The organism is Polynucleobacter sp. CS-Odin-A6 (assembly GCF_018882095.1).
In the GTDB taxonomy this organism is placed as follows: Bacteria; Pseudomonadota; Gammaproteobacteria; order Burkholderiales; family Burkholderiaceae; genus Polynucleobacter.
The window spans coordinates 200,344-224,336 of sequence record NZ_JACVPD010000002.1; the positions used below are offsets into that span (position 1 = coordinate 200,344).

Below are 23,993 nucleotides of genomic sequence, written 5' to 3' on the forward strand. Positions count from 1 at the left end.
TTTAATTCATGTATTTATTAATTATTATTTTCTTTTTTAATAATTTATATAACGAATAATTTGATTCTTGTGTTGATAAAATTATAATATTCTTATCTTTATTATTAATATTGCTAATATTAGTTTTTATTAATTTCTTGAATAATAGAAAGTCAATTTTAAAAATGAAATTCATTACTGCAGAATGAATTTTATCGGCTAAATATATTTCCAAGAAATAGATGTCCCATCTCTTTATACTTTTCAATTTTTTAATCTTAGCTATAAAATTAATTTTTAGAGCTGCCTGCAAAACTCTAGCTAAGATTTTGTATAAAAATATTGTAAATGAATCATAATTATCGACTGTGTAAAAAAATCTATTTAATAATCGCATGATGTACAAGCCAAATGGCGATGGACTAGTATTATTCTTGGCAATAGAATTTAGACTAATATTTGATTTAGATATCTTTAAAAAATCTTCAATATCTGACTTAACCTTATCTGCATTTTGTTGTATTTCTTCGTATAAATATATATGAATATTATTAATTCCAAAATATTTTATATATTCGCTAACTAAATTAAAATACTTAACTTTATGAATTAAATGTCTACCTGGAGATAGTGGACTACTAATTAAATCATGAAACGATAAAACACCACCCCTTTTCACATATTCTGCATACATTGAATTTAAAAAAGATACTGGCTCACGTATTCCAATAATAATTTTGACCTCTCCAACTGGAAAAACATCATATATTCTTTTCGCAACAAATAATGTTAAGCCGCCAAACCAATCAAACCCACCACTTAATCCCTCGTCACTTAACCCAATTAAATTGCTGTGTTTATCATTAGTTTGCAATATCTCTTTTAGTAAATTTTTATTTTTTTTTATATCAAATTCGCTATCTGATGATTCATATAGGTTGTGAAATAGCTCTATGATCTTTGGTCTTGGATAATTTGTGGCTTTACCAAGGTAAAAGATATCCTCATGATTGCTAAATAAATAATCTTGAAGAAATGTTGTTGCTGTCTTATGATAGCCTATATGTATGAAATATCTACTCATCTAGTTTTATTCATTTTTAGAATTACAATTGTCAACACTATATAAATAGATATAAAAGTTAAAATTTCGACTAAATCTTGATAAAAATTATTATAATAATGAAATTCAAAATTTATGATATATGTTATAAATATCGATATAATTAATATACATAGATATTTAAATGTAATTTTAAATATACTTATTCTATATTGCTCTAAATTAATATTAAAAATTTGCATTAGTAAATATACTATATTATAGGAAATTAATGATATCAAACATCCATTAATTCCATATATTTTTGTCAAAGGAAAAATAGATATAATAAATATAAAAAATGTAATAATTTTTATATTTAATAGTGAACCGATATTTTTAATAATTAAAAAATTCTTAAGGTAGTTGTTGACTACACCCAGTAAACCAATTAATGATATTACACTTAAAATATTTGTTGCTGCAAGCCATTTACTTCCCAATAAAATAATTATTATTAATTTTGATTTAAAAATTAATATTGTTGATAATAATATTGAAAAAGAGATAAGCATTTCATAAATTATAAGGAACCTATCTCTTTCGTTAATTGAAGTATTTTTTCTGCTCAATATAGGTATGGTTACTCCAGAAATAATTGTATCTATTGTTGAAAATATTAGATTTGCAATACTGCTAGACTGAGTATATAGGCCTAAGTCGGTTGAACTTGTTGTTTTTCCGATTGCGATTTTATCCATATAATCAGTAGCTCTAGTAATCATGTTCCCTATATAGTATTTACTACAGAATTCTTTTATTCGATATAATTCGTTTCTATATAATTTTGGTTTGAATAGTTTTCCAATATACAAAGTGGAAATAATTGGATCAATAATTATTTTTGATGTTGTCATTAATACAATACTCCAAATTCCATATCCTGCATATGCCAATGAAATTCCAATTGTAACTCCAACTATATTTGATGCTATTCCTATTATATTTGATATTTTAAAATCTAAATTTGCATTAATTAGAACGTGAGAAATCACAAAGTATGATGATATAAATTGTGCCAATACTAATATCACTGCTATTTCAAAATATCTATATAAGTATATGTATACTAATATTACTATTAATAGGCCAATGAGCGAAGCTGACAATAGATTTATAAATTGCACAGTAGAAAGCATCCTATTTCTATTATCTTTTTCGTAATTTGTTATTATATAATCTTCAAGTCCAAATGATCTTAGCATCCAAGCGATTGATACAATTGAAAATATATAGGCATACTCACCAAATTCCTCTGGCATCAATAATCTTGCCATGAATAAGTTTGAAATTGGCTTAATCACCAGAAGCATCAATCCCGCTAACCCATTCCATTTAATTCCGTCTATTATATTTTTCATTTATGTCTAATTTTGTGAAAATCCTACTATTCTCATCATATTTATTTTTCTGGCTGAATTTATATAATCCTTCGAATTCTTATGACACTCTTCTACCACTATTTTATACTAATCCGAATATTTGGTATCTAGATTTAATCTTCATCTTATTATTAATAATTACATTTATTAAATTATTTATTAATGTGAATTTAGGTATTAATTTTTTTATTTTTCCCACATTATTTTCTATTTTATTAGTATTATATTCTTCAGTAATAATGAACAATGAAAATGTATTTTCCCAATCTAGATTTTTTGTGTATAGTATTTTTGCTTACACAATACAAAAGTCTTTAACCAACAAAAGCTCAATTAATTCTTTTTTTAGATTAATATTTTATATATGGTTATTAGATGTTTCTACTCAGATTATTTTACGTTTTGTTTTTTTAGACTTATTTTTCACAAAAGAAATTTATGATAATTTATTTATTTTAAATATTTTTGGGGCTCTTAGCGCTGTTATTTTACTGAAGAATAATTTATTAAATATTTACGAAAAATTTATAGCTCGCCTCTATTTATTAATATCCGCAGCACTCTTATTCATCGTGGGCTATAGATCCGCTATTTTAGCTACCAGTATTTTTCTACTCTACCCCTTAAAAGACTTTAAAATTTCTAAGCCATCCTCTTATTTAACTATTTTTTTATTATTTTATTTTTTTTATTCCTTATCAATTTACAGGTATTTGATGATGTTTTCACTATTAGCCGCACCACTTTTGTTAGACTTACCAGCTGGATAAATTTACTAACGGCTATGCCAATGAAGAATTATCTTGCAGGCTATGGTTTAGGCTCAACAGTACTAGAGCTAAATGCATATATTGCCGCTCCAAATGCAGATTCGCTGATTTATATTGGCACCCCCCACAATACCTTCCTTGAGGTCTTTTTGCTAACTGGTTCCTTAGGAATTTCAATCCTTTTATTTGTAACCTACAAAACTTTAACCTCAAAAATCGAGGCACTTCAGCCTGATGTTAGATGCAATCAAAGTAACATATCCTTTTTGCTTAGTTTGGGTTTTTTTGCTTTCATGATTCAATCCCTAACATTTTCATCTGGCGTTGTGATTTTTCCATACTTATACTGGGTCTATCTTGGCTTAATTTTTTCTATAAGAAAGAATTATCATTAATTTACTTTTTTACTAAATTTTTTGCCATTGCAAGGTAGGGTACAACAACATGTTGCCATGCAAATTTTTTTACTAATTGACTATTTTCACTTCCTCTTTTTATAAATCCAGCTCTTTCTTCATGTATTTTGACTAGTTTTTCTTTTAATTCTTTTGCATGTTTAGAGTTTACTAGCTCTATATTCAGTTGATTTTTAATCTCCTCATTTGGAGGAATGTCAGCACACACAATCACCTTTCCAAATTGAGCCCCTTCGCGAACTGGCAAAGAACTTGATTCATGTAGTCCGAGAGCGAGAACAACTGTGCAGTTTTTATAAAGCCATATAACCTCTTCCTGCGGCACCCTTCCCAATACATAAATTTTTTCTAATTTTAATTTATGGATTTTATTAAGTATGATTTTTCCGTAACCATAATCTTGACCCGTTAATATGCATGTAATTTCTTTTCCCAACTCCTTCTTTATTAGTAGCAGCGCATCTAAAAGCATTGAATGATTTTTATGTGGCCATAATTGTGCGGGGTAGTAAACAAAAAACTCATCCTCCTGAAGATCTTTTAGTATTTTTACTGGCTTTATTGCCAGCGACGAAGTTGAAAATCTTTCTAAATCCACGCCTTCTGATGCAAAAAATACTTTTTGCGTATATTTATTATTAAATTTTTCACTCAATGTATTTTTAACGTATTGGCTACTCACCTGAATTGCATCAGCCGCTTCTAATGAGAGCCTATAAGATGCCCATCTTCCTATCAACTGAGGAATGCTAAAATTTTTTGGGTAGTACATATGCTGTATATCATGTATACATAGTATTGTATGTTTTTTTAGTGCATAAAAATTCAGAGTCGGAGTTGGCACAATTAGAACATCAATTTCCCTTTCGATTATTTCTGATATTTTTCTTCTATAATAGTGATCGAATAATTTTCTTATATTTATATTTCGAGTGATCCATGAGGCAACCCAAATTATTCGATTTATATGATTGTCTAATATTTTTTTTTGAATTGTTATAAAGTTAACTTGACGACCATAAAATAATTTTTCCAGTGAAGCCCTGTTTTTGCTTGATGTTATTATCACCAACTCTATCAAATTGTTTTTTTCAAATCCATCTACTAAGCCAATTGAAAAATTATGTACTCCACCCGAGTATTCTGGATTAAAACTATAAAAATCAATCCCAATTTTCAAAATGTACTCAGCCTTAGATTTTTTTCATTACTGAAATGAACTTTTCAGCTACTTCTTCTATCTGAGCATCACTAATACCTACATAAGTTGGTAGATTAATTCCAGAATTTGAAAGGTCTAAACTTATTGGATTTATTTCATTAAGAATGTTTTTGTACATTGGCAACTTTGAAATTGGATAGAAAAAAGGCCTCGAATCAACCTCAATTTTTCTTAATAATTCTATAGCATGATCTCTTTGAGCCCTTTCGAGCCCAGGAACAATTGCACAAACCATCCAGTTAACTGGACATGCTCCATTTAATGAGGGATTACATTCAACGCCTGATTCAACAAGTATATTTTTATACTTATTTAATATTTTCGATCTCTCATCTAAAAAATAATTCAACTTATCAATTTGAGCAACTCCAATTGCGGCCTGAAGATTTGTCATTCGATAATTAAATCCCACTTCGTCATGCCAATACTTTTTGCTACTTGACATTGCATGATCTCTCAAATGCTTCATTCTGATATACAGCGCTTTATCGTTGGTTGTTATTAACCCCCCCTCCCCTGTTGTCAGTATCTTATTAGCGTAAAAACTAAATACGCCACAATCTCCAAATGAACCAACTTGTCTTCCGTTTATCGATGCACCATGCGCTTCGGCGGCATCCTCAATTACGAGCAAGTTTTTCTCTCTAGCTATATCGATAATTGCACCCATATCCGCAGGATGACCATATATATGTACGGGTATGATAGCTTTTGTTTTTGGTGTGATTGCGTTGTAAATTTTCTCGGGATCAATGCAATAACTATCCCTGCACACATCGACGGGTATAGGCTTTGCCTTGCAGTACATAACCGCGTTAGCAGTAGCTACGAATGTCAAATCCGGAATTATTACCTCATCCCCCGGTCCAACGCCCAATGAATGCAAAGCCAAATGCAGTCCAGTAGTACCGTTTGAGACAGCTAGAGCATAATTGACGCCGCAAATCTTCGCATACCTCTTTTCAAATTCCTCAATATATGGACCCAAAGAGGAGATCCATCCGGACTGAATAGCACTCATTAAAAGATCAGCTTCTGCCTGATTAAGTGATGGTACTGATAGAGGGATCATAGATGTATATCCTTAAATAGAATGCAATTTAATGCTTGGAATATAAATTTTTCATCCACGATAAATATTCCCGGAAAAATCTTTTATAAAATCTTTTAATTAAGGACTGACTGTAAATTGCATAGTTTTGATTGGTTATCTCTTTGTTTTCTAATATACCTTCTATAAAATGCACGATTTTATAGTCGGTTAATTTATTTGCGTAATGACTCGGCGCTGTGTTGCAATGAGTCCCTGTTTTATCAAAACCAAAATTTTCAATCAAATTATAACGTGGTGCTATTGAGTATAGGTTATATTTCCAGCAGTGATAATCAAATATTATTGACCACGAGTCAAGCTTTCCATTATTTTGCTTTTTTAGCATAGTTACAAGATCGGACCCAGATTGTGAAAAACTTTCTACCGATTCCTTATTTTTAATAAATTTATGAAAATCCTCATGGCTCCAATCAACATTTGACCATACCCTTGAATATGTGCCCCAACCCCAACTACTATGTCTAGTATTTAAATAAATATCTCCCTTATAGTTTTTGGGAAAATTAATTGGAACCGTATATCCAGTTATCGAACCAATTCTTATATCCTTTTGATAAAAATTTAGCGCATTGTTCATGTATACTAAAAATTCCTTGGAAACTTTTATGTCATCCTCTAGGACAATAACCTTTTCATATATTTTCAGGATTTTAGTGACCCCAATGATTAAAGATTTTGCCAACCCTAAATTTGACTGACTTTGCTCGATAAAAATTTCTTTAAATCCAGTAATTGTGTCTATATACTCTCTCGTTCTTTTTACCAAACCTTCTTGTTCAAAATTTTTGGGGCCATCAGAAAATATATAAATAGAAGTATCTTTAGCGATATCATTTTTTAAAAGTGATTCAATAACAGCCTTTGTATGCTCGGGTCTGTTATAGACGAAAAGTGCTATTGGTATATTTTGAATTCCGCTCATCGTTTGGTCACCCATAACTACGCCAAACATTGCGCTACAGTCTCATATACAAGTGAAACACTTATATTATCAATTGGGTTTAAAGAAACTTTATCTAGTTTTTTACCATCGATTACGATTGCATTTGGTGATCTAGGTCGAAACTTTTCAGTGTTGCTTGTGCCAAACAAGGCAATTTGCCTTACATTTAGAGCAGAAGCTAAATGCATCAATCCACTATCATTCGATATAAATAGGTCGCAATCTTGAATTAAATTGGCAGTACTTTTAATATCCAAAACACCGACATAGTTATCAACAAGGCCGGCAAGACTTTTCTCAATTTTTTGCCCCAAGAATAACTCCCCCTTACCGCCTAATATTAAAACGTCTACATCGTAGTTTTTTTTAACCATACGAATTAAATCTATATAAGACTCTACTGGCCATCTTTTAAACTTAAGAGCCTCACTACATCCCGGGTGAATTCCAATCCTTTTATTTCCTTTGAGTAATTTTAAATTTTTTTTAATTTGGAGATTCGGAGTTTTAGAAGTTGTTGTATTTTCTGTTAATTGCCCCACCAGATCCAACCATGCATCCGTCTCATGGGCAATCTCATCAAACTCTTTTAATTCTTTTAGCATTTTATTTATAAATGCCACTTTTTTATAACCCAGCACAGTTTTTGCACCGCTCAAAATTCCATATAGATACTCTTTGTAACCTACTTTTGCCAATATAACCAAATAAGTTGCGTTTAATTTCCTAGTTAATAAAATAAGCTTAATGTTATTAGTAACGTAGTGAATTATTCCAAGCAACCCTTGGTAGCTATTTTTATTGTTGGCCTTGCTTTCGTACAAGTAAATTTCATCTAGTAAATTTTGATCCGATAATAAGTCCTTAACTACATTTTGCGTTACTACCATAAAAATCTTATAGTTAAATGAACTGTTCTTTAAAGATTGCAACATGGGCAACATCAAAATTGTATTTCCAATTCCATACGGGTTGTATAGAACTAATTTTTTTTCCGCCATCGCTATTAATGCTGAAAAAAGGATTTAAATAACATTAATTTACCAATAATTACAAGCCTTAATCTAGGCAAGAGATTAATAAATCTTCTCCTTTTAATAGGGTGCCTATCCAAAATATCAAGATCTCTCTTCATTTGATCTATTCTTAACATTCTTCTATAGAAACCGTTACCTGCATAATGAATAACATATGAATCTAACCAGCTTTTTCCTTGCTCAGAAAAAAGTGACATGTGGTTATAGGAGTGCTCTAACTCGTGTATCTTGTACCCAAGTTTGTTTATGTTGTAACCTATTTGAACATCGTCATGCCCTATATCAGACCATAGGTTTTTATTATCCACCTTAAATATATCTCTGTGCAAGTCAGAACAAACAAAAAAACCAGTATTAATATATCCGGATTTCCAATTAATATCTCCATATTTATTTTGAATTGAATTTATTAATTTTTGTCTACTCTTCTTTCTTGATCCATAATCTTCAAATACACTTGCTATTTTTGAATTTGGCACAACCTCAAAAATATTAGGAGTATCGGGCTTAATTATTACGTCCGAGTCAATTAAGCATATTCTGTTATATTCCTTTAATAGATCATACAATTGAAAAATTTCATTGTGAAATAATCCAATATTTACTTTGCGCTCGGAGATGACTATAAACTCTGCTTTGCATTTTTTTGCATACTCTCTTAAGAGTGGGTGAGATATTTTGCATATATCATCAATTCCAGAGGCCCTTGTAACAATTGCTAGTTTTTTTTCATTCATTTAAATAAAGTTCCGAATGAAGAGCTTAATGACTGTTGTATAGGTATGGCGGGGTTACTAACTCTACCCTTAAGCAATGCCATTGAATAAACTTGCTCTGGTTTTAACGGCGCCAAACCAGGGTATCTTGAATAAATTCTTCTATAGATCTTACGATAAATTTTAGAAGAAACTCCCGCCCAGCCGGCCGACATAATAGTATTTTCCAATCTCCATTCTATTGGAATTCGATCTATTACTTGATAATCCGTAAAAAATACTAGGGACCGAACCCTCTGGCTCATTGCAAAAAACGCCGCAAAACCCTCAGGCGAAATAAAAAAATCAGCAGCCGCAATGACACACAGCCACTCTTCAAGTGTAGTTTTATTGACTAAGTTGATAATTCTTTTGTTGTAACTCCGTCTGTCTTGAGTTTTAGCTAGTTCTTCATAAAAATTTTCTCCAGCTTCAACCTTTCCTACTAATATTATTTCAAGATCTTCGCTCGTGGCAAGGTAATCAACCAACTTTCTCAGCCAAGATTTATCAAAAAATTTATAGTTTTCCCGCTGTTTTCCAGACTGTACTTGAATTACCACTCTTTTCAAAATATTTGATTTTTCAACCTTCAGTGAAAGTTTTGGGAATGGATCCATTCTTATGTAGTCAGGATCTTGAAAAAATTTTAATCCCTGGGGGGCTTTGCCATCAGCTCTGCTATTGATCGGAATTAAAACTTTTGAGGCACTCTCTAGTTTCTTAATCTCATCGTCAATTCCATTGCACAGGACAGATTCAGTACTTATGTATGGAAAGTATTTATATAGAGCTTGAACGCTAGAATCCTCAGATGGATGACTAGTAAATCTAATTAATTTACAAATCTTGGCAGTATCGCTGTGGTACTTATACAATTTACAAGCAACAATAAATGCATCGCCTAATGTACCACCAGTATAAAAATACGCCTGCTCCTCAGACATACTCAACGTCTGAAATAATTTTTGTCATGATGTGTCGCCATGTAAAATGTTCTATCACAAATTCACCCCCATTTTTTGCAATATCTTCACGTAGCTTGTCATTTTTTAGATATTTCCTTATGAGTATTAATAGAGAATCGTCCTTGAACCAATCCAAATGAATCCCACGACTAAAAAATTTCTTAAGATCGCTGCATTCCTCACTTAGCATAAATGTACCGGTTGCCATCCCCTGAAAAACTCTTAGTGAAAATCCTTCTCCATCCCTACAAAAATTCAATATTATCTTGCTGCCTTGATATAGGCTTACTAAATCCGGCCCAAATTTTGGAGAATTCTCCCACCCAATACCATAACAACTAACATGGAGTCCTGACCCTCTAATCTTATTAATCAATCTTTCTCTTTTATCCGTTTTTGTTCCAGCAAAAATAATATCTATATATTTTTTCATCCGATGTGGTTGACAGTAAAGGCTTGGATCAACTCCTTCGGTAATCCACTTCATTTTGATGCCCTTAGCATGAGCATATTCCACGACATCAGAAAATGTCGAGCTTGAAAATGTTGCTCTTTCCGCATAGCTAAATGCATTAACACGCTTTACTTGATCCATTGGATCCATAAAGAAATACCATGATTTCATTTGCTTCGGAATTATCTCAAACACATCTGGATTAACCGTGTCTGTCTTGAAAAAGATAGCTAAATCATAGTCATTTTTTAAAATTTTTTGACGAAGCAACTGGTTCATTGAGCCTCTTCCGAAAATCTTAAAGTGAAGATGCTTTATCCATATTGGCAAAAAATTTAACCTTCTGAATATACTTGTTATCCGGTTTAGGATAGACCATGGAAGATGTGCTGGATTTAAAATACTGCTCTCTCTCTCTACAGCCCTGTACCCAAACTGATCTATGGTGTGCCCCATCTCTTTCAGAGCCCTGGCAATCTCAATATTTGTAGAGCCAATTTGGTCAAATACTCCCACAAGCAGAATCTTCATAGCATACTTAAATATTTACAATACGAACAGCAACTTGTCTATCAGAGTATCCAAGATATTCGAATCTAAAACCAGTCTTTTTAATAAATTCATCAAATGCTAGATATTCATGCATACGCCAACCTGGATAATTAAAGTATTCATCAAATACAATCGTGCTTCCAACCTGAAAAAATTTTTCAAATTTATCGAGGATAATCTTAGTTGATGAATATAAATCACAGTCTATATGTATAAAACTAATTTTTTGATTATTCTGCTCTGCAAAATCAGGGATTGTCTCATTAAACCAGCCTTTAATTAACTCTACATTTGACTCCACTTTTGGCATGTGACCTGCTAAGTTAAACGCAGATTTTGAATTACTTAACCCGTACCATTGTGAAGGCAAACCCTCAAATGAGTCAAATCCGTATATAGTTTCTTTGGGCATCAACTTTGCAATCTTATTAATACTATTACCTTGAAAAACGCCAAATTCCATAACAAGCCCTTCGGGAATGGTTTCAATAGAGTCCTCCAATAGTTTGCTTGCATTCCAATAGAAACATTTATCAGCCAAATTTTTCAGAATGAAATCTACAGTATCGGCAGTAGCCACTTTCTGCAGCTCCCTAAATAAATACGCTGAATTACCGGGATCTATAGCCCAAAAGCGTACTCGCTCGATATGAGTCACCAATCTTCTAAGTAAATATTTAGTCAATTTTTTTCCTATTTCGATACAAAAATAAAGGCCTTCATTTGAAATTGAAAATACTTCTAACTGCGGTAATGACGTCATCAACATCTTCATCAACTAGCTTTGGAGAAATTGGCAAGCTAACAACTTCCCGCCCCACATCACGAGCATTCGGCCACATATCAGGATGCCATTTAAATTTTTGCTGATAATAGGGATGCTCTGGGATGCTTAGATAGTGAACGCCGCATCCTATCCCTTTACTATGTAATGCGTCCAAGAACCCATCTCTTGAGATCCCGGACCTTTTTTCATTCACTCTTACTGTAAAAAGATGCAATCCATGTTTCGTGTTTTCATCATTTTTTGATGGGAGCTTAATTGGAAGCTCCTGTAACTCATTCATATAGCGATCCCATATTTCTCCTCTGCGCAACCAATTTTTTTCTAATCGTTGCAACTGTGGTATCCCAATTGCTGCCTGAATATCCATCATATTGTATTTAAATCCACATTCAGTAACTTGGTAATGCTTAAAGCCGTCACTCCCGAACCGATTCCATGCATCCTTACTCATTCCATGCAGACTTAATACCTTTAATCTAGAGTGGTCTTCATTTTTTTTTGACAGAATCATCCCCCCCTCTCCGCACACTACATTTTTTGTCGAGTAGAAGCTGAAACAACCAAAATCACCAAAAGTTCCTATTTTTTTCCCTTTATATTCTGCTTCTACGGCATGAGCACAATCCTCAATTACTTTCAAATCATACTTTTTTGCAATTTCCATTAGCGGATCCATTTCGCATGGCCTTCCTGCAAAATGAACTGGTATTAGCGCCTTTGTTTTTGATGTGATTTTATTAATTACCTGATTTGGATCTATATTAAATGTAACAGGATCAATGTCAGCTAAGACTGGAATTCCGCCTGCATGAATGATTGAGTTTACTGTTGCGCAGAAAGTTAGAGGAGATGTAATAACTTCATCACCAGGGTTAATGTTTGCAACAATTAAACTAATGTGGAGAGCGGCGGTGCAAGAATTAACAGCAAGTGCAGTTTCAACACCTTTAAAGTGTGCAAAACTTTTTTCAAATTCTGCAACACGCGGTCCCGTACCAAGCCAGGATGAATTCAAACATTCCATGACCAAATCTTTTTCTTCCTGCATGATTTGAGGTGAGCCGAATGTCAAATATTTTCGCTGACTCATTTTTAATGTTCCTTATTTAAATTTCCGGTTGACCCAAAATATTGAAAGCCCGCTAATGCCCGGTAGCGGGCATCCACCGTGCACTGATCTACATTCACTTAGCATCACCTTTTTTAATACTAGACCACATGCGTTGACCGAGTAGCAGCAAGAGTGCTAGGAAAAATCCACCAGCCAATCCGCCAGCAGTGCTTTTGAACATACCCTTCTTGCCACTACTGGTGGGCGCCGTATTGGCTTCTAAGCCCTTACTAAAGCGAGCCTGAATCATTAAGATTTGCGAGCGGATTTGATCTAGGATTTCTTGTTGCTTAGGATCATCCTTGCCAACTTTGTCACGCAGCTTTGACTCAATTGCCAGGAGCTCTTTATCTAAAACCAAGCCGTCAAAGGTAGTCACTACTTTAGGGAGTGCCTCATCAAGAAATGATTTGGTTAAGGAGATCTGAGTCAAGCGATCTTCCAGCCTATTGAGCGCTTCCTTAGACTGGTTAATGTCATTATTCGCTGCAATAATTTGGGTGGTAATTGAAAGATATTTAGCAGCAGATTCTTTGGGGTCAACAACCTGTTGGCCGGCACTAGAGTTATTGGGATAGCGTTTATGTAACTCTTCCAAAGACTTAGCGCGTTGTTGCTGATAACCCATCTCAATTTTCGTACCAGTAATTTTTCTTTGGATCTCTCCTGCAGCGCTGATAACCTCACCCTCGTATCCATTTAGCATGCTACGTATCTGTAGGTAGGCCCCTCCAGTGCGCAAGAACTGGGCAGCCCCCCTAACGGCATTCTCTGCACCCTCTTTACTGGACCCGCTAGCATTGACCGTCACATTTAAGATTGTTGTACTAGCGCCGTCAAATTCTTTACTGATGCCCGCTAGGTCCTTAGTGTCCGCCTTGGAAAGCGCATAACTGGGTATTGCATTTTTTTGCCACCACTGATCATTAGACAAGGTTCGATAAAGTCCAGTTTGACCCTCAGGTACCTTACCATCCTCTACTATTTGAGCCGCTAAATTAGGCAGGCTTTTTTGAATCACCTTCCAAGACAATAGATCGAGTCCATAGGTGTTGGTGTTGGTGTTGGTGTTGGTGTTGGTGTTGGTGTTGGTGTTGGTGTTGTTTAGTAGTACAAACTCAGCAGAATAACTCCCCAAGACAAACCAACCCGATAGACCTAAGATGGCACCAGCAACACTAGCAATCGCTAGTTTTTTCCAGGACTCATGCACAAATGTGATGATGTCCACCAGGGAGATTTCACCATCATTTGGCGTGTCGCCAGAAGATGGGTTTTGGGTATTTATCATCCAAATTACCAATATAAATAGTCATGTAGTGGGGTCAATTAACCCCTTTAATTAGCTAATTATCTCATTATTAAACTTAAAACGATATTAATAAGGAGTAGGTTGAGGGGTTTAGATAACCCACTCATGGCCTTAGCTCCTTATTTCCTCCGCGTTTGAGACCCAAAGCCACCCCACCCACTAGAGCAATCCAAAAAATCAGGTCGTCAAAGAAGATCTTTTGGCTAATCTCAGTGGTGCACCACATGATCAATAAGCTAAAGAGCGCCCACTGTGCCGCAACCTTCAAGAGGTTATGACTACCGACTGCGTCAATATCGGGGCCACGATTTATGAAGTTCAATTGATAAAGTAAGAGTAGCAAACTACCCAGAATCAGCAAAAGTCCGGGGACACCGATACCTAGCCCTAAATCAATCCAGCCGCTGTGGCTTTGATGGAGATTGGTGTCAGGCCAATTGATTTTGGCAAGGCGCCCAAAAGAGCGCTCTACAAGCCCATATCCCAGGGGGTTTTGGGCGATTAGTTTTAACCCGATCTTACCCCAGGCTAGACGCTCGTAATTGGTGACCGAGACCATACTACCTAGCTCATTATTGGGATAACCCTGCGCACCATTGTATTTCCACTGGGGGTAGGTTTGAGTGTCAGCAGCCACCTTAGCATCCGCTATGAATGCTCTCCAGGATTCATTCCTTTGGATGCTGTTAACAACAAAGAGGCTTCCGATTACCAAAACCACACTAACAACGACCAACTTAGCGGCCCAATGACGGCTAAAGCTTCGAAATAGTATTGCCCCAAAAAATACCAGAAGAAGCGCAGCACTATAGACCATCCCATTTTTAATATTCTCGGCATAGAAGACGAATAAGACTGCGGGAATCGTTACTAAGTAAATCACATTGCCCCATTTATATATCTGATGCTGATGGATGTTCCGGACCAATTGGCCAAGGGCAATGCCTAGTGTAGGCAAGCAAAAACAGACATAAGCCGTCTTAGGTAAATAGTATGGGGCTGATCCGTAGTACAAAACCCCGTAATCAGGGACAACTATCCCCCACTGCTTTGCTTTATTAGTTAAGATGAATTTAATAATGTAAATGAGTGTTGGCGCTAAGAGCCCCAAATACATTAGCACCCACAAGTAACGTCCAGTTGAATCCTTTTCGCGGGGGAGTGAAGATAAGGCAATCCCGAAGCCTATCGCAAAGATAGTCCCAAGAGCCACTCTCTTCCAAATGCTGGTGTACTCCTCATACTGCACAGCAAAATCAGTTGAGAGAAAAAAGAGATGAAACGAAACCCATGCAAAGAGGGCTGAAATCAGCCAAATGGGGATAGCGCACTTTTGGAGAAAAAGATGTCGATTCTGGTAAATAATCCAGAGGCTTAATAGCGCACCAATAATTAAACAGATATGCCGAACAAGGATGGTTTCTGGCAGAGCCCATATAGCGTAGAGCACTGAAAAACAAATTGCTTGTGACCACACAATCCAATTTGGAATAAAAGTATCGCTGAGTATTGATTTTTTCATATCGGATATTTTTAAAAGGAATTGCTGATAATTTTTTGCAGGAAGCTTCTTAGCTGCTCAATACTTGGTCTTTGAGTGATGAGCGGTTCCTCTGCGTGCGCCTCTAAGCGTGATTTCGACTGCAGTATTTCTGCGAGTCCGTCGTAGCCACTCTCTGCCATCGGCGCTAAATTAATAAATGCCCTGGGATTGAAATCTACATTTACAGCCCGATCTACATAAGTGATTGGCAAGCAACCGGCTGTAAATGCTTCGGGAATTTTCTCAGTTACATAACCTGGGTAAAGCCCATTTTCTGGACATAGGTTATATGCGTATCTTGCCAGGATATCCTTTTTAAGAAAATTGCTGCTGTGATGATCTTTAATTTTTTTATCAAAATAAGGGCCAAAACCATCGACTGGCATTAGTTTCTGCAGGGCAGATAAGGCGCTTGCTCGTGGCTCACGCAGGTGGGAACTCAAGAGAATACATTTTTGCTCACGGGTTAAGAACTGATTTCCTAATGGGGACTGTAATCTCTCTAGATTGAGTAATTGGCCATAACGAGGATTGATATTTCCCATCAAACCCTCATGAGACCAGTCAATCATTTCCATCCAATATGGCAACCGAAGATGTTTATCAGACTGGATATTTAAGTCATGCGAAATCGAATAATCCGTCTTGATGTGATCATGTCGTAAATTTTCACCCGTATGAAAAAGCGTCAATGGAGGAATTTTCCTTTTAGCTAGCCGCTTTTCAATGGCATTAACAGCAGCCGTTGCCCCTTGCCTCCATGGCTTAGGCAGCCAACGTAGTCTGGGCGCATTTACATCATAGAAAGATCCGTAAACTACTAAATCTGCCCGATGCGGGGCTACCCAGTCAATCTGATAGCCTAAGTGTTTGATGGCGAGAGGCACCAGGCTGGCACGGTAGTCGCTAGGAACCCCCAAACATGCAATTCGAATACTTTTTTTACTCACCAGACCTTCTTTTCGCCAGTCAAAATCACATCAATTAAAATCGCCCTAATAGACATACATAATGCAGTTAAACAGCATGCTTTGCATTATCATTAATGCATCTATCTATCGCAATTTTAAATGACGCCCTTATTCACGATACTTATTAACCTCAAGCGGTCCGAAAATCGCCGCAAGCAGGCTGTTGAAGCCCTAAGAACAAAGCCCTTTCTTCATTGGGAAATATTAGAAGGGATTGATGGGCTTCAGCTACAGTACACCCCCTCTGAATATCGCGAAGCAAAAGTTGCTAGATTATTAGGCTTTCCATTAACCCCCTCTGAAATTGGTTGCTTTCTTTCTCACCGGCTTGCATGGATAAAATGTGTCGAGAAAGATTGCGACACCCTCATTCTCGAGGATGATTTCGCTTTCAAGCCCCACTTTGAGCAAGCTATATCGACCCTATATGCCCAAAATACCAGCTGGGATATAGTAAGATTGCAGGGCTTGATGCCAACTCCTGACTCCCCCCTTGCCACGGGCCCTGATTATCAAATCGTCACCAATCACGAAGATCCCCTAGGAGCCACGGCATATATTATCAAGCCAGCTGCTGCTAAAAAATTAATCGCTTATTCAAGTGAAATCTTTGAGCCTTTGGACCATTTTTTGGAGCACCAAAAAATACATAAACTGAAGATTGTTGCCTATAAGCCTTACCCAATTGAAATCAGCGGGATGATGAGCACAATGCATGATCGCTACGATAGAGCCCCCATTAAAGGGATTCGGAAAAAATTCAGGAGTCTACACCGAGCCTTAGATCGATTATTTAATCCTAAACCTTGGTTTCCAAAGTGAGCAATCGCAAGGGAGCGTAAGCTCAAAGATGTATGAAATTATTAGTCAATTTCGCAACGGAAAATTTTGGAGGCGCCCAGCAATTCAATACTAAAACTGCATTAAAGATTGGTAACTTTGATCGCGTATTGAGTACAAACCCAGATCTAGTTGATGAGCAATTCAAGATCCAGCACGAGCCCATTCTTAGACAGTCTAGGGGGGCTGGATACTGGCTTTGGAAGCCCTACATTATTATGCAAGCATTAGATCAATTACGGGATGGTGATCTATTGATGTATGCAGATGCCGCTTCTCACTTTATCCATTCAGCCAACCCCTTACTAGAACTACCTGCAACTTATAAGCAGGACATTATTCCCTTCGAATTAGATCTTCCTGAGAGCGCATGGACCAAACGCGATGCTTTTGTCTACATGAATGCCGATGCTATGGGATTTCAAGAAACTAGGCAGTTTCTGGCCTCTTTTATTGTGATTCGAAAGAGTGCTTTCAGCATGCGGTTTATGGCAGAGTACCTTGAATACTGCTGTAACCCAAACATCTTGACTGACCTAGACAATCTCTGCGGACTCCCGAATTACCCAGGATTTACAGCTCACCGTCATGATCAATCAGTTTTTAGCCTGCTATGCAAAAAGTATCAGCTGCAAGGATTTAGAGATCCATCTCAATGGGGCAACAGTCAAGCAAGCCAATTTTCCAACTCTAGCTATCCTCAAATCATGGAGCACACACGGCAGCAATCACCCAAGCAAGCCAAGCTACTTTTCAAGCTCAAACGATTTATGTTTCCCAAGTAAGGCACTTCATTAGTCTTGGTTTTTTACTTGCAGCATTTTATTTTTTCTTAAGCTTCAATATAAAACTTCTTGCCATGGCAAGCGTCTTGTAAATTCCGTTGGGCTTTTTCGAATTCGATGAAAATACAATTTCTTGGTCGTGTCTGGGTCTAAGGTATTTTCAACAAAGTGGATAAAGGCCGTATCAATGGTATGTATTTCCTGGGCACTCAAAACCAAACCCATCCAATCATAAATATTATTGGTTGCAGGGTATACATTAATCACCAGCAAATCAGATTCATTTAGCAAATTCAATTGATGGCTCTCGCCACTGGAATCCTTGTTGCAAACCAGAATATACGGTTGGTTTTGAGGGTTTAAAGTCGAAAACAAAAGCTCGGAGTTGTGACCAGCTGGAGTTTTTGCCAATTCCCATCGCAAAGAAAAAGGGATACTATGCTGATAATAGAAAAACTCATCAAATCGATGAATATCTACATCATCGATCCCAATAGGTAGATATGTTGCATTTTTGAATTCAGCATATTGTCGAGCTTCCCGCCCGGTGCTCACAACCAGGGGATAAACATTACTCAAACCACTTAGAGCCCAAGAAATGGAGTGGAAATACATCGGCAAACAAGCGTAGTAAAAAATACTGCCTGGATCACGTTCTGCGATAGTCTTAATTAAGCCGATGTTAATGAGGCTATCACCCAAGCCCATATGAGGTTCAAGCACGACACAATCTTTACGCTTAGGCAAAAAAAGGTTTTTTAATGCCAACCTAATATTGGAGTCTTTTAGTAACACTTAAATATCTAGCCTGATTTCAATGAAATTAAATAATAGTGTAACGAAAGCATAAAACATCTCACGCCAACAACAGGAATGCATCGTAGGGATCAGTAACACATTAAAGAATACTACCAGCGCAAGGGCGCCACTTCTTCAATCTCTTTCTTAAACAATAAATAGGTTGCCTCATCGTAATGATAAGGAAAGTCCTTCAAGTCATCAGTAGCATCCATAGACCTTTGCACTTTGGACTCATCAACCTTAATTGAGTAGATATGAGGGTGATCCCTTGCTATCTCATCCATTGCTAGAGCGATCTCTTTGTACCGCTCTTTGAAAACTGCTCTTGTCTCAAGCGCAATGGGGAAATGTAAAAAATAAATGGGTACTGCGCCCCACCTTTTTTCAAAAATACTAAAAAGCCTTAAATAGGTGCCCTTTAGCTGTTCAGCAGGGATTAGCCCCTCACACAAATAATCTCTTGAAAAAGTTTCATCATGACTAACATCGCTATAGCCACAGCAAAATCTCCACCCCTCAGAGCGACTGATAAACATCTGATCAGTCAACTCCGAAAAAGAGTCCATGAATATAAATTTTGGAGCCCTGCTTGGTAGACAGTTAAAGAATTGAAGTTGGCGAATCAGCTCGAGAAGATCAAACCGAGTCATGAATGCTCTTAAGCGTGAGCTTTTGGGTAATAAACTTTCATTAAACCAATACTCAGCCAACAGGTCTGCTCGACCCTTTTGAAAGTTCACTCTTTTTGGGAGGCCATCGTAATACTTCAGAACCTCATAACCAAGGCATGCATGACGCTCTAGAAACCAAGTGCGCCATTGATAGCGCCATCTAAGACGATATTTAATATGCTCCTTGATAGGCTGTAGAAATGAAAAAACTTTAGCCATAATGAAAAATTATAAGATTAAGTATTTAGCTGGAGGTAGGCCTTCTTTATTCAAAGATGGAAGAAAGCAGGCCGGGTAATTTCTGGCTATCACGATCCAAATTAATCGCAATGGCCGATGGGTATGGATTAGAGCCACTATAGTCATTAATCAATATTCGCTTGGCATGCGGAAGATTAAAAATAATGTCGTGATAACGCATGCCAATGGAATCAAGCTGTTTGCGTGTTGCATCGGCAAACACTTTGGACCTGGAAGTGGAGAGGACAATATGTGCCTTGCCGCTATCAAATAGCTGATTAATGTACTCAACATTTTCTGGAATTGCAGGAGTTTCTCCCCAAACAGGACTAAAAAATTGACCGGAATTTTTGACAATACAACCATCTATATCAATAAATAGGGTGGCATATTCCTTACGAAAGCGATTCCATTCCTTCAGGGTTCCCCAATCTAAGAAATGGGAGACGTTACCATTTTCAAATGGCACACCGTCCATCAGCATCTTATAGATTAGATGGGAAACATAAAGGTTGGAGCTATTTTCCAAACTCTCAAATGTTTTGCAAAATTGATTGGCATCCAGAAATGAATACCCACCTACACAAAACGTATTGCTGATGACGTGCTTCTCAACAATATTGATGATTTGATTATTTTGATCCAATTCTACATAGCTCTTATTTGCAGCATCCACATAACTTAATTGGCTTAAATTAATGGAGGCCACTCTATTTGCAGGAATCACCTTATCTTCAAAGTAGTTATCTGAATCCTTAATGTAAATCGGACCCGAAATATTCGCCTTCTTCAAAGCGGCGTATACGGTCTCTGGTTGAGACTGGGTTGGGCTTACCTGAACCACTCTATAGGGAACTTTTATGGGCGAGATTGCAAATTGACGCTCCACTACCTGAGCAACTTCAAATTGCTCATAATGATCTTCTCGGCAAACAATCACGATTTCATCAACCTCGCTAAGATCTAAGCCAGTTAAAGCCTCGTGAAACATTAAATTGCCATTAGGATGGGTCAGCAGCCACTTTGGCCTTAATTTTGGATACCGAGTTGAGGACCCGGCCACTGGAAGGATAAGTTTCATAAATTCGCTCCGATAAGTTAAGCTGTAATTAAAAGATGGAGGCGTTTAACTATCGCCTCGATGATTAGGTGATCGCTCGCATAAGGGAGCAGGCGGATCAAGTTTTGGAACTCAAAAATAGATTGATATTTTTTATACCATTTATATTTCGAGAAATGTTTTTGAACCTCAGACTCGAGCACATTCATAACAATTTGATATTTTGCCGAATCATGAGTCTGATGCATAAATTTCGAAGTCCATAGCAGTCTAGTTTCTTGAGAGATTTTTACCAAGTCTAGCAATGGACTATCGATATAGGTATCTAAAAAATCAATTAAGAAATATCGATCATTGAAATCATCAAAAATAATATTGGATAAGGTAAGGTCTCCATGACACTTTCCGATGGGAAGCTCAAAGTTAGAATGTAACTTAACAATCGCAATATGCTGATCAATCAAATCCAGTACTGAAGGCGATACATTGACATTACCTCTGATCTGCTCGCGGACATCAGCACTCTTACCCCAAATAACTTCTGCATCAATATGCCTTAACTCTGACTCCGCAATAAAGCTCTCAAGCAAAGCAATTAGCTGATATATAAATCCACGAACCTCAAAAGGACTGGCTCGGTCAATATACTCAGGCGCCACTTCACCACGACAAAATGGCATCTCAAAGCCGTAAACCTCGGGGGACTCAAATTCATTTAATACGGGGCAGACTATGAATACTGAGTTATTCGAAATGAAGTTTTTTTGCTTTTGGCATTGCGCTTTCAAACGCACCATATTTTTTGAGTTCGATAACTTCCTAATATTTCCATTTAATAAGCGCGTTACCTGAAAATCTGAATGGCCTCTTACGAGAAAAGGATTAGACTCTAAAGCATTATTAGCTTCCATGGAGGCATTCATTGGGGTATCAATATACGCCCGCTGGGCTCATCATAGAATGAGGAAATTTCTGTAAGCCAATTCCAAACCCTTTACCAGGTCAACTTTTGGACTCCAGCCCAGCTGATTTAGCCTAGATGAGTCCATCCATTTTCTAGGAGCGCCATCTGGTTTGGATGGATCAAAACTAATACTGCCTTGATAACCAACCGCCTTACCCACAGCTTTGGCTACTTCAGCAATGGTGACATCACTACCGAAGCCTACATTGATATGACTTTGCATTGGCTCGGTTTGACTATCGTAAGTTTTTTTACCCAACTGCATCACAAACACACTGGCTGCAGCCATGTCATCAACATAGAGAAATTCACGTTTCGGGGTGCCTGTGCCCCAAATGACCACCTCAGGCGCATTGGATATTTTGGCTTCATGAAACCGTCTAATGAGCGCCGGTACAACATGACTATTTTCAGGGTGGTAATTATCACCAGGTCCATACAGATTAGTGGGCATCACTGATCTGTAATCTACGCCATGACTCTGACCATACTGACGGTTATAGCTCTCACACATTTTGATACCTGCAATCTTCGCAATTGCATAAGGCTCATTGGTTGGCTCCAGCTTTCCAGTCAGTAAGACGCCCTCTTCCATGGGTTGGGATGCAAGCTTTGGATAAATACAGCTTGAACCCAAGAAGAGTAATTTTTTCACTCCATTGAGAAAAGCTTGATGGATGACGTTGTTTTGCACCATTAAATTTTCATAAATAAAATCTGCTGGATACGTGTTGTTAGCATGAATCCCGCCCACTTTAGCTGCAGCTAAATACACCTGATCTGGCTTTTCAGCCTCAAAGAATGCAGCTACTTGAGCTTGATTAGTTAAATCCAGTTCAGCGTGCGTTCTGACGACAATATTGGCATAACCTAGCGCTTGGAGATTGCGCACAATTGCAGATCCCACCATGCCTCGATGGCCAGCCACATAGATCTTTTCATTCAAATTAGTTGGCGCACTCATTTTTATTAATTCTTTTTTTGTTAATTTTCTTTACCAACCGCTACCGAGTAACCATGCTTGCTTAAAAGTGCATGTTGCTTAGCCCGATCTAAGTCATTACTTACCATCTCAACAATCATCTGATCTAGCGTGATCTCTGGAACCCAACCGAGCTTTTCTTTTGCTTTCGTAGGGTCACCCAAAAGTGTTTCCACTTCTGTTGGGCGGTAATAACGAGGATCAATTTGCACGATCACGTCACCTACTTTTAAGGCTGGTGCTTTATCCCCTTCAATGCTGGCAACAATAGCTTTTTCATTCTCTGCAGTACCTTCAAACTTGAGGGTAATGCCTAGTTGATTGGCGCTACGGGTAATAAATTCACGAACCGTGAACTGCACTCCAGTAGCGATCACAAAGTCCTCGGGCTGATCCTGCTGCAGCATTAGCCATTGCATGCGCACGTAATCTTTTGCATGGCCCCAGTCACGTAGTGCATCGATATTACCCATGAATAGGCATTTCTCAAGACCTTGGGCAATATTGGCTAAACCACGCGTTACCTTGCGGGTGACAAAGGTTTCACCGCGGCGCTTGGACTCATGATTAAAGAGAATTCCGTTACAGGCATAGATGCCATAAGCTTCACGATAGTTCACGGTAATCCAGTAAGCGTACATCTTTGCTACTGCATAAGGACTTCTAGGATAAAAGGGGGTGGTTTCTTTTTGTGGAATCTCTTGCACTAAACCATAAAGCTCAGAAGTGGATGCTTGGTAGAAGCGTGTCTTTTTCTCCAGGCCCAGAATACGAATAGCCTCAAGCATTCTGAGCGGTCCCATAGCATCAACATCTGCAGTGTACTCAGGAGATTCGAATGAAACCGCGACGTGACTTTGTGCGCCTAAGTTATAGATTTCATCAGGCTGACATTCTTGAATAATGCGGACCAAATTGCTGGTATCTGTTAAGTCACCGTAGTGCAAAATCAAATCAGGGTGATTTACATGGGGATCTTGATACAAATGATCAATCCGCTCCGTATTAAATGAAGATGCTCGACGCTTAATCCCATGAACGATGTAGCCCTTTTCTAGTAAAAACTCGGCTAGATAGGAACCATCTTGGCCCGTGATGCCGGTGATGAGAGCGACTTTTTGATGCTTTACTGGATTAGTCATATTGTTATTAACTTCTTCTATCTGCTAAATGTTTAATCACTACTTCTCTGTTTTATATTCTCAGTTTTATATTCTCTTTTTACATCTTCT

At 37.1% G+C, this 23,993-nt stretch carries 24 protein-coding genes; 4 read left to right on the plus strand and 20 right to left on the minus strand.

Translation table 11 applies throughout. The annotated features are described in order from the left end of the window. Position 1: 1 nt before the first annotated feature. Entirely contained in the window at positions 2–1,063 is a 1,062-nt protein-coding gene (locus ICN15_RS05665) for a hypothetical protein (protein ID WP_216201723.1), read from the minus strand. Next, positions 1,060–2,442, minus strand: a complete 1,383-nt coding sequence (locus ICN15_RS05670; protein WP_216201724.1) for an oligosaccharide flippase family protein — start codon at positions 2,440–2,442, stop codon at positions 1,060–1,062. The genes ICN15_RS05665 and ICN15_RS05670 overlap by 4 nt, the downstream gene beginning before the upstream one ends. A gap of 260 nt (positions 2,443–2,702) precedes the next feature. On the opposite strand from ICN15_RS05670, the gene ICN15_RS05675 reads away from it, so the two are divergent. Together ICN15_RS05675 and ICN15_RS05680 are read left to right on the plus strand one after the other, a co-directional pair. After that, positions 2,703–3,233 (plus strand): hypothetical protein, encoded by a 531-nt coding sequence (locus ICN15_RS05675; protein WP_216201725.1) that lies wholly within the window; start codon positions 2,703–2,705, stop codon positions 3,231–3,233. Between the two features lie 14 nt (positions 3,234–3,247). Further along, positions 3,248–3,628 (plus strand): hypothetical protein, encoded by a 381-nt coding sequence (locus ICN15_RS05680; RefSeq protein ID WP_216201726.1) that lies wholly within the window; start codon positions 3,248–3,250, stop codon positions 3,626–3,628. Position 3,629: 1 nt separating this feature from the next. On the opposite strand, the gene ICN15_RS05685 is transcribed toward ICN15_RS05680, so the two are convergent. From ICN15_RS05685 to ICN15_RS05740, 12 genes are all read right to left on the minus strand, one after another. Continuing rightward, a complete protein-coding gene (locus tag ICN15_RS05685) occupies positions 3,630–4,829 on the minus strand; it encodes a glycosyltransferase (RefSeq protein ID WP_216201727.1) in 1,200 nt (399 codons plus the stop codon). A 13-nt stretch (positions 4,830–4,842) separates the two neighbouring features. Then, positions 4,843–5,943: a DegT/DnrJ/EryC1/StrS aminotransferase family protein gene (locus ICN15_RS05690; protein ID WP_216201728.1), complete on the minus strand. Its 1,101-nt coding sequence runs from the start codon at positions 5,941–5,943 to the stop codon at positions 4,843–4,845. Positions 5,944–5,971: 28 nt separating this feature from the next. Further along, complete coding sequence (locus ICN15_RS05695; protein WP_216201729.1) at positions 5,972–6,907, minus strand: hypothetical protein; 936 nt, start codon at positions 6,905–6,907, stop codon at positions 5,972–5,974. 17 nt (positions 6,908–6,924) lie between these two features. Next, the gene (locus tag ICN15_RS05700; RefSeq protein WP_216201730.1) at positions 6,925–7,929 is read right to left on the minus strand and encodes a glycosyltransferase family 9 protein; all 1,005 of its coding nucleotides are present in this window, start codon (positions 7,927–7,929) and stop codon (positions 6,925–6,927) included. A gap of 5 nt (positions 7,930–7,934) precedes the next feature. Next, positions 7,935–8,702, minus strand: coding sequence for a glycosyltransferase (locus tag ICN15_RS05705; protein WP_216201731.1), 768 nt, complete (start codon positions 8,700–8,702; stop codon positions 7,935–7,937). Next, on the minus strand, positions 8,699–9,667 hold the full coding sequence (locus tag ICN15_RS05710) for a hypothetical protein (protein ID WP_216201732.1): 969 nt from the start codon (positions 9,665–9,667) through the stop codon (positions 8,699–8,701). The genes ICN15_RS05705 and ICN15_RS05710 overlap by 4 nt, the downstream gene beginning before the upstream one ends. Continuing rightward, positions 9,660–10,673: a glycosyltransferase gene (locus ICN15_RS05715; RefSeq protein WP_216201733.1), complete on the minus strand. Its 1,014-nt coding sequence runs from the start codon at positions 10,671–10,673 to the stop codon at positions 9,660–9,662. Before ICN15_RS05715 ends, ICN15_RS05710 begins: the two co-directional genes overlap by 8 nt. 7 nt (positions 10,674–10,680) lie before the next feature. After that, positions 10,681–11,457 (minus strand): class I SAM-dependent methyltransferase, encoded by a 777-nt coding sequence (locus ICN15_RS05720; protein ID WP_216201734.1) that lies wholly within the window; start codon positions 11,455–11,457, stop codon positions 10,681–10,683. Further along, a complete protein-coding gene (locus tag ICN15_RS05725) occupies positions 11,414–12,571 on the minus strand; it encodes a DegT/DnrJ/EryC1/StrS aminotransferase family protein (RefSeq protein ID WP_216201735.1) in 1,158 nt (385 codons plus the stop codon). The genes ICN15_RS05720 and ICN15_RS05725 overlap by 44 nt, the downstream gene beginning before the upstream one ends. Positions 12,572–12,665: 94 nt before the next feature. After that, on the minus strand, positions 12,666–13,883 hold the full coding sequence (locus ICN15_RS05730; RefSeq protein WP_216201736.1) for a hypothetical protein: 1,218 nt from the start codon (positions 13,881–13,883) through the stop codon (positions 12,666–12,668). 124 nt (positions 13,884–14,007) lie between these two features. Continuing rightward, complete coding sequence (locus ICN15_RS05735; RefSeq protein ID WP_216201737.1) at positions 14,008–15,426, minus strand: O-antigen ligase family protein; 1,419 nt, start codon at positions 15,424–15,426, stop codon at positions 14,008–14,010. Positions 15,427–15,437: 11 nt separating this feature from the next. Next, entirely contained in the window at positions 15,438–16,397 is a 960-nt protein-coding gene (locus ICN15_RS05740) for a glycosyltransferase family 10 domain-containing protein (protein ID WP_216201738.1), read from the minus strand. Between the two features lie 120 nt (positions 16,398–16,517). Here ICN15_RS05740 and ICN15_RS05745 point away from each other — a divergent pair, with 120 nt between their 5' ends. Together ICN15_RS05745 and ICN15_RS05750 are read left to right on the plus strand one after the other, a co-directional pair. After that, positions 16,518–17,240 (plus strand): glycosyltransferase family 25 protein, encoded by a 723-nt coding sequence (locus tag ICN15_RS05745; protein WP_216201739.1) that lies wholly within the window; start codon positions 16,518–16,520, stop codon positions 17,238–17,240. 32 nt (positions 17,241–17,272) lie between these two features. Next, positions 17,273–18,043: a hypothetical protein gene (locus ICN15_RS05750; protein ID WP_216201740.1), complete on the plus strand. Its 771-nt coding sequence runs from the start codon at positions 17,273–17,275 to the stop codon at positions 18,041–18,043. A 54-nt stretch (positions 18,044–18,097) separates the two neighbouring features. Here the strand turns inward: ICN15_RS05750 and ICN15_RS05755 are convergent, their stop codons facing one another. From ICN15_RS05755 to gmd, 6 genes are all read right to left on the minus strand, one after another. After that, a complete protein-coding gene (locus tag ICN15_RS05755; RefSeq protein ID WP_216201741.1) occupies positions 18,098–18,811 on the minus strand; it encodes a hypothetical protein in 714 nt (237 codons plus the stop codon). A gap of 140 nt (positions 18,812–18,951) precedes the next feature. Then, positions 18,952–19,734: a hypothetical protein gene (locus tag ICN15_RS05760; RefSeq protein ID WP_216201742.1), complete on the minus strand. Its 783-nt coding sequence runs from the start codon at positions 19,732–19,734 to the stop codon at positions 18,952–18,954. Positions 19,735–19,780: 46 nt separating this feature from the next. Continuing rightward, entirely contained in the window at positions 19,781–20,836 is a 1,056-nt protein-coding gene (locus ICN15_RS05765) for a hypothetical protein (protein WP_216201743.1), read from the minus strand. Between the two features lie 17 nt (positions 20,837–20,853). Further along, positions 20,854–21,726, minus strand: coding sequence for a phosphotransferase (locus ICN15_RS05770; RefSeq protein ID WP_216201744.1), 873 nt, complete (start codon positions 21,724–21,726; stop codon positions 20,854–20,856). A gap of 42 nt (positions 21,727–21,768) precedes the next feature. Beyond that, a complete protein-coding gene (locus tag ICN15_RS05775; RefSeq protein WP_216201745.1) occupies positions 21,769–22,743 on the minus strand; it encodes a GDP-L-fucose synthase in 975 nt (324 codons plus the stop codon). A gap of 20 nt (positions 22,744–22,763) precedes the next feature. Then, on the minus strand, positions 22,764–23,903 hold the full coding sequence (gmd, locus tag ICN15_RS05780; protein ID WP_216201746.1) for a GDP-mannose 4,6-dehydratase: 1,140 nt from the start codon (positions 23,901–23,903) through the stop codon (positions 22,764–22,766). Between the last annotated feature and the right edge of the window lie 90 nt (positions 23,904–23,993).

Excerpts from the sequence above, each read along its gene's own strand:
- ICN15_RS05665 (WP_216201723.1), bottom strand. The coding sequence starts at position 1,063 with ATGAGTAGATATTTCATACATATAGGCTATCATAAGACAGCAACAACA.
- ICN15_RS05670 (WP_216201724.1), bottom strand. The coding sequence starts at position 2,442 with ATGAAAAATATAATAGACGGAATTAAATGGAATGGGTTAGCGGGATTG.
- ICN15_RS05675 (WP_216201725.1), top strand. The coding sequence starts at position 2,703 with ATGAACAATGAAAATGTATTTTCCCAATCTAGATTTTTTGTGTATAGT.
- ICN15_RS05680 (WP_216201726.1), top strand. The coding sequence starts at position 3,248 with ATGCCAATGAAGAATTATCTTGCAGGCTATGGTTTAGGCTCAACAGTA.
- ICN15_RS05690 (WP_216201728.1), bottom strand. The coding sequence starts at position 5,943 with ATGATCCCTCTATCAGTACCATCACTTAATCAGGCAGAAGCTGATCTT.
- ICN15_RS05695 (WP_216201729.1), bottom strand. The coding sequence starts at position 6,907 with ATGAGCGGAATTCAAAATATACCAATAGCACTTTTCGTCTATAACAGA.
- ICN15_RS05700 (WP_216201730.1), bottom strand. The coding sequence starts at position 7,929 with ATGGCGGAAAAAAAATTAGTTCTATACAACCCGTATGGAATTGGAAAT.
- ICN15_RS05705 (WP_216201731.1), bottom strand. The coding sequence starts at position 8,702 with ATGAATGAAAAAAAACTAGCAATTGTTACAAGGGCCTCTGGAATTGAT.
- ICN15_RS05710 (WP_216201732.1), bottom strand. The coding sequence starts at position 9,667 with ATGTCTGAGGAGCAGGCGTATTTTTATACTGGTGGTACATTAGGCGAT.
- ICN15_RS05715 (WP_216201733.1), bottom strand. The coding sequence starts at position 10,673 with ATGAAGATTCTGCTTGTGGGAGTATTTGACCAAATTGGCTCTACAAAT.
- ICN15_RS05720 (WP_216201734.1), bottom strand. The coding sequence starts at position 11,457 with ATGACGTCATTACCGCAGTTAGAAGTATTTTCAATTTCAAATGAAGGC.
- ICN15_RS05725 (WP_216201735.1), bottom strand. The coding sequence starts at position 12,571 with ATGAGTCAGCGAAAATATTTGACATTCGGCTCACCTCAAATCATGCAG.
- ICN15_RS05730 (WP_216201736.1), bottom strand. The coding sequence starts at position 13,883 with ATGATAAATACCCAAAACCCATCTTCTGGCGACACGCCAAATGATGGT.
- ICN15_RS05735 (WP_216201737.1), bottom strand. The coding sequence starts at position 15,426 with ATGAAAAAATCAATACTCAGCGATACTTTTATTCCAAATTGGATTGTG.
- ICN15_RS05745 (WP_216201739.1), top strand. The coding sequence starts at position 16,518 with ATGACGCCCTTATTCACGATACTTATTAACCTCAAGCGGTCCGAAAAT.
- ICN15_RS05750 (WP_216201740.1), top strand. The coding sequence starts at position 17,273 with ATGAAATTATTAGTCAATTTCGCAACGGAAAATTTTGGAGGCGCCCAG.
- ICN15_RS05760 (WP_216201742.1), bottom strand. The coding sequence starts at position 19,734 with ATGGCTAAAGTTTTTTCATTTCTACAGCCTATCAAGGAGCATATTAAA.
- ICN15_RS05765 (WP_216201743.1), bottom strand. The coding sequence starts at position 20,836 with ATGAAACTTATCCTTCCAGTGGCCGGGTCCTCAACTCGGTATCCAAAA.
- ICN15_RS05770 (WP_216201744.1), bottom strand. The coding sequence starts at position 21,726 with ATGGAAGCTAATAATGCTTTAGAGTCTAATCCTTTTCTCGTAAGAGGC.
- ICN15_RS05775 (WP_216201745.1), bottom strand. The coding sequence starts at position 22,743 with ATGAGTGCGCCAACTAATTTGAATGAAAAGATCTATGTGGCTGGCCAT.
- gmd (WP_216201746.1), bottom strand. The coding sequence starts at position 23,903 with ATGACTAATCCAGTAAAGCATCAAAAAGTCGCTCTCATCACCGGCATC.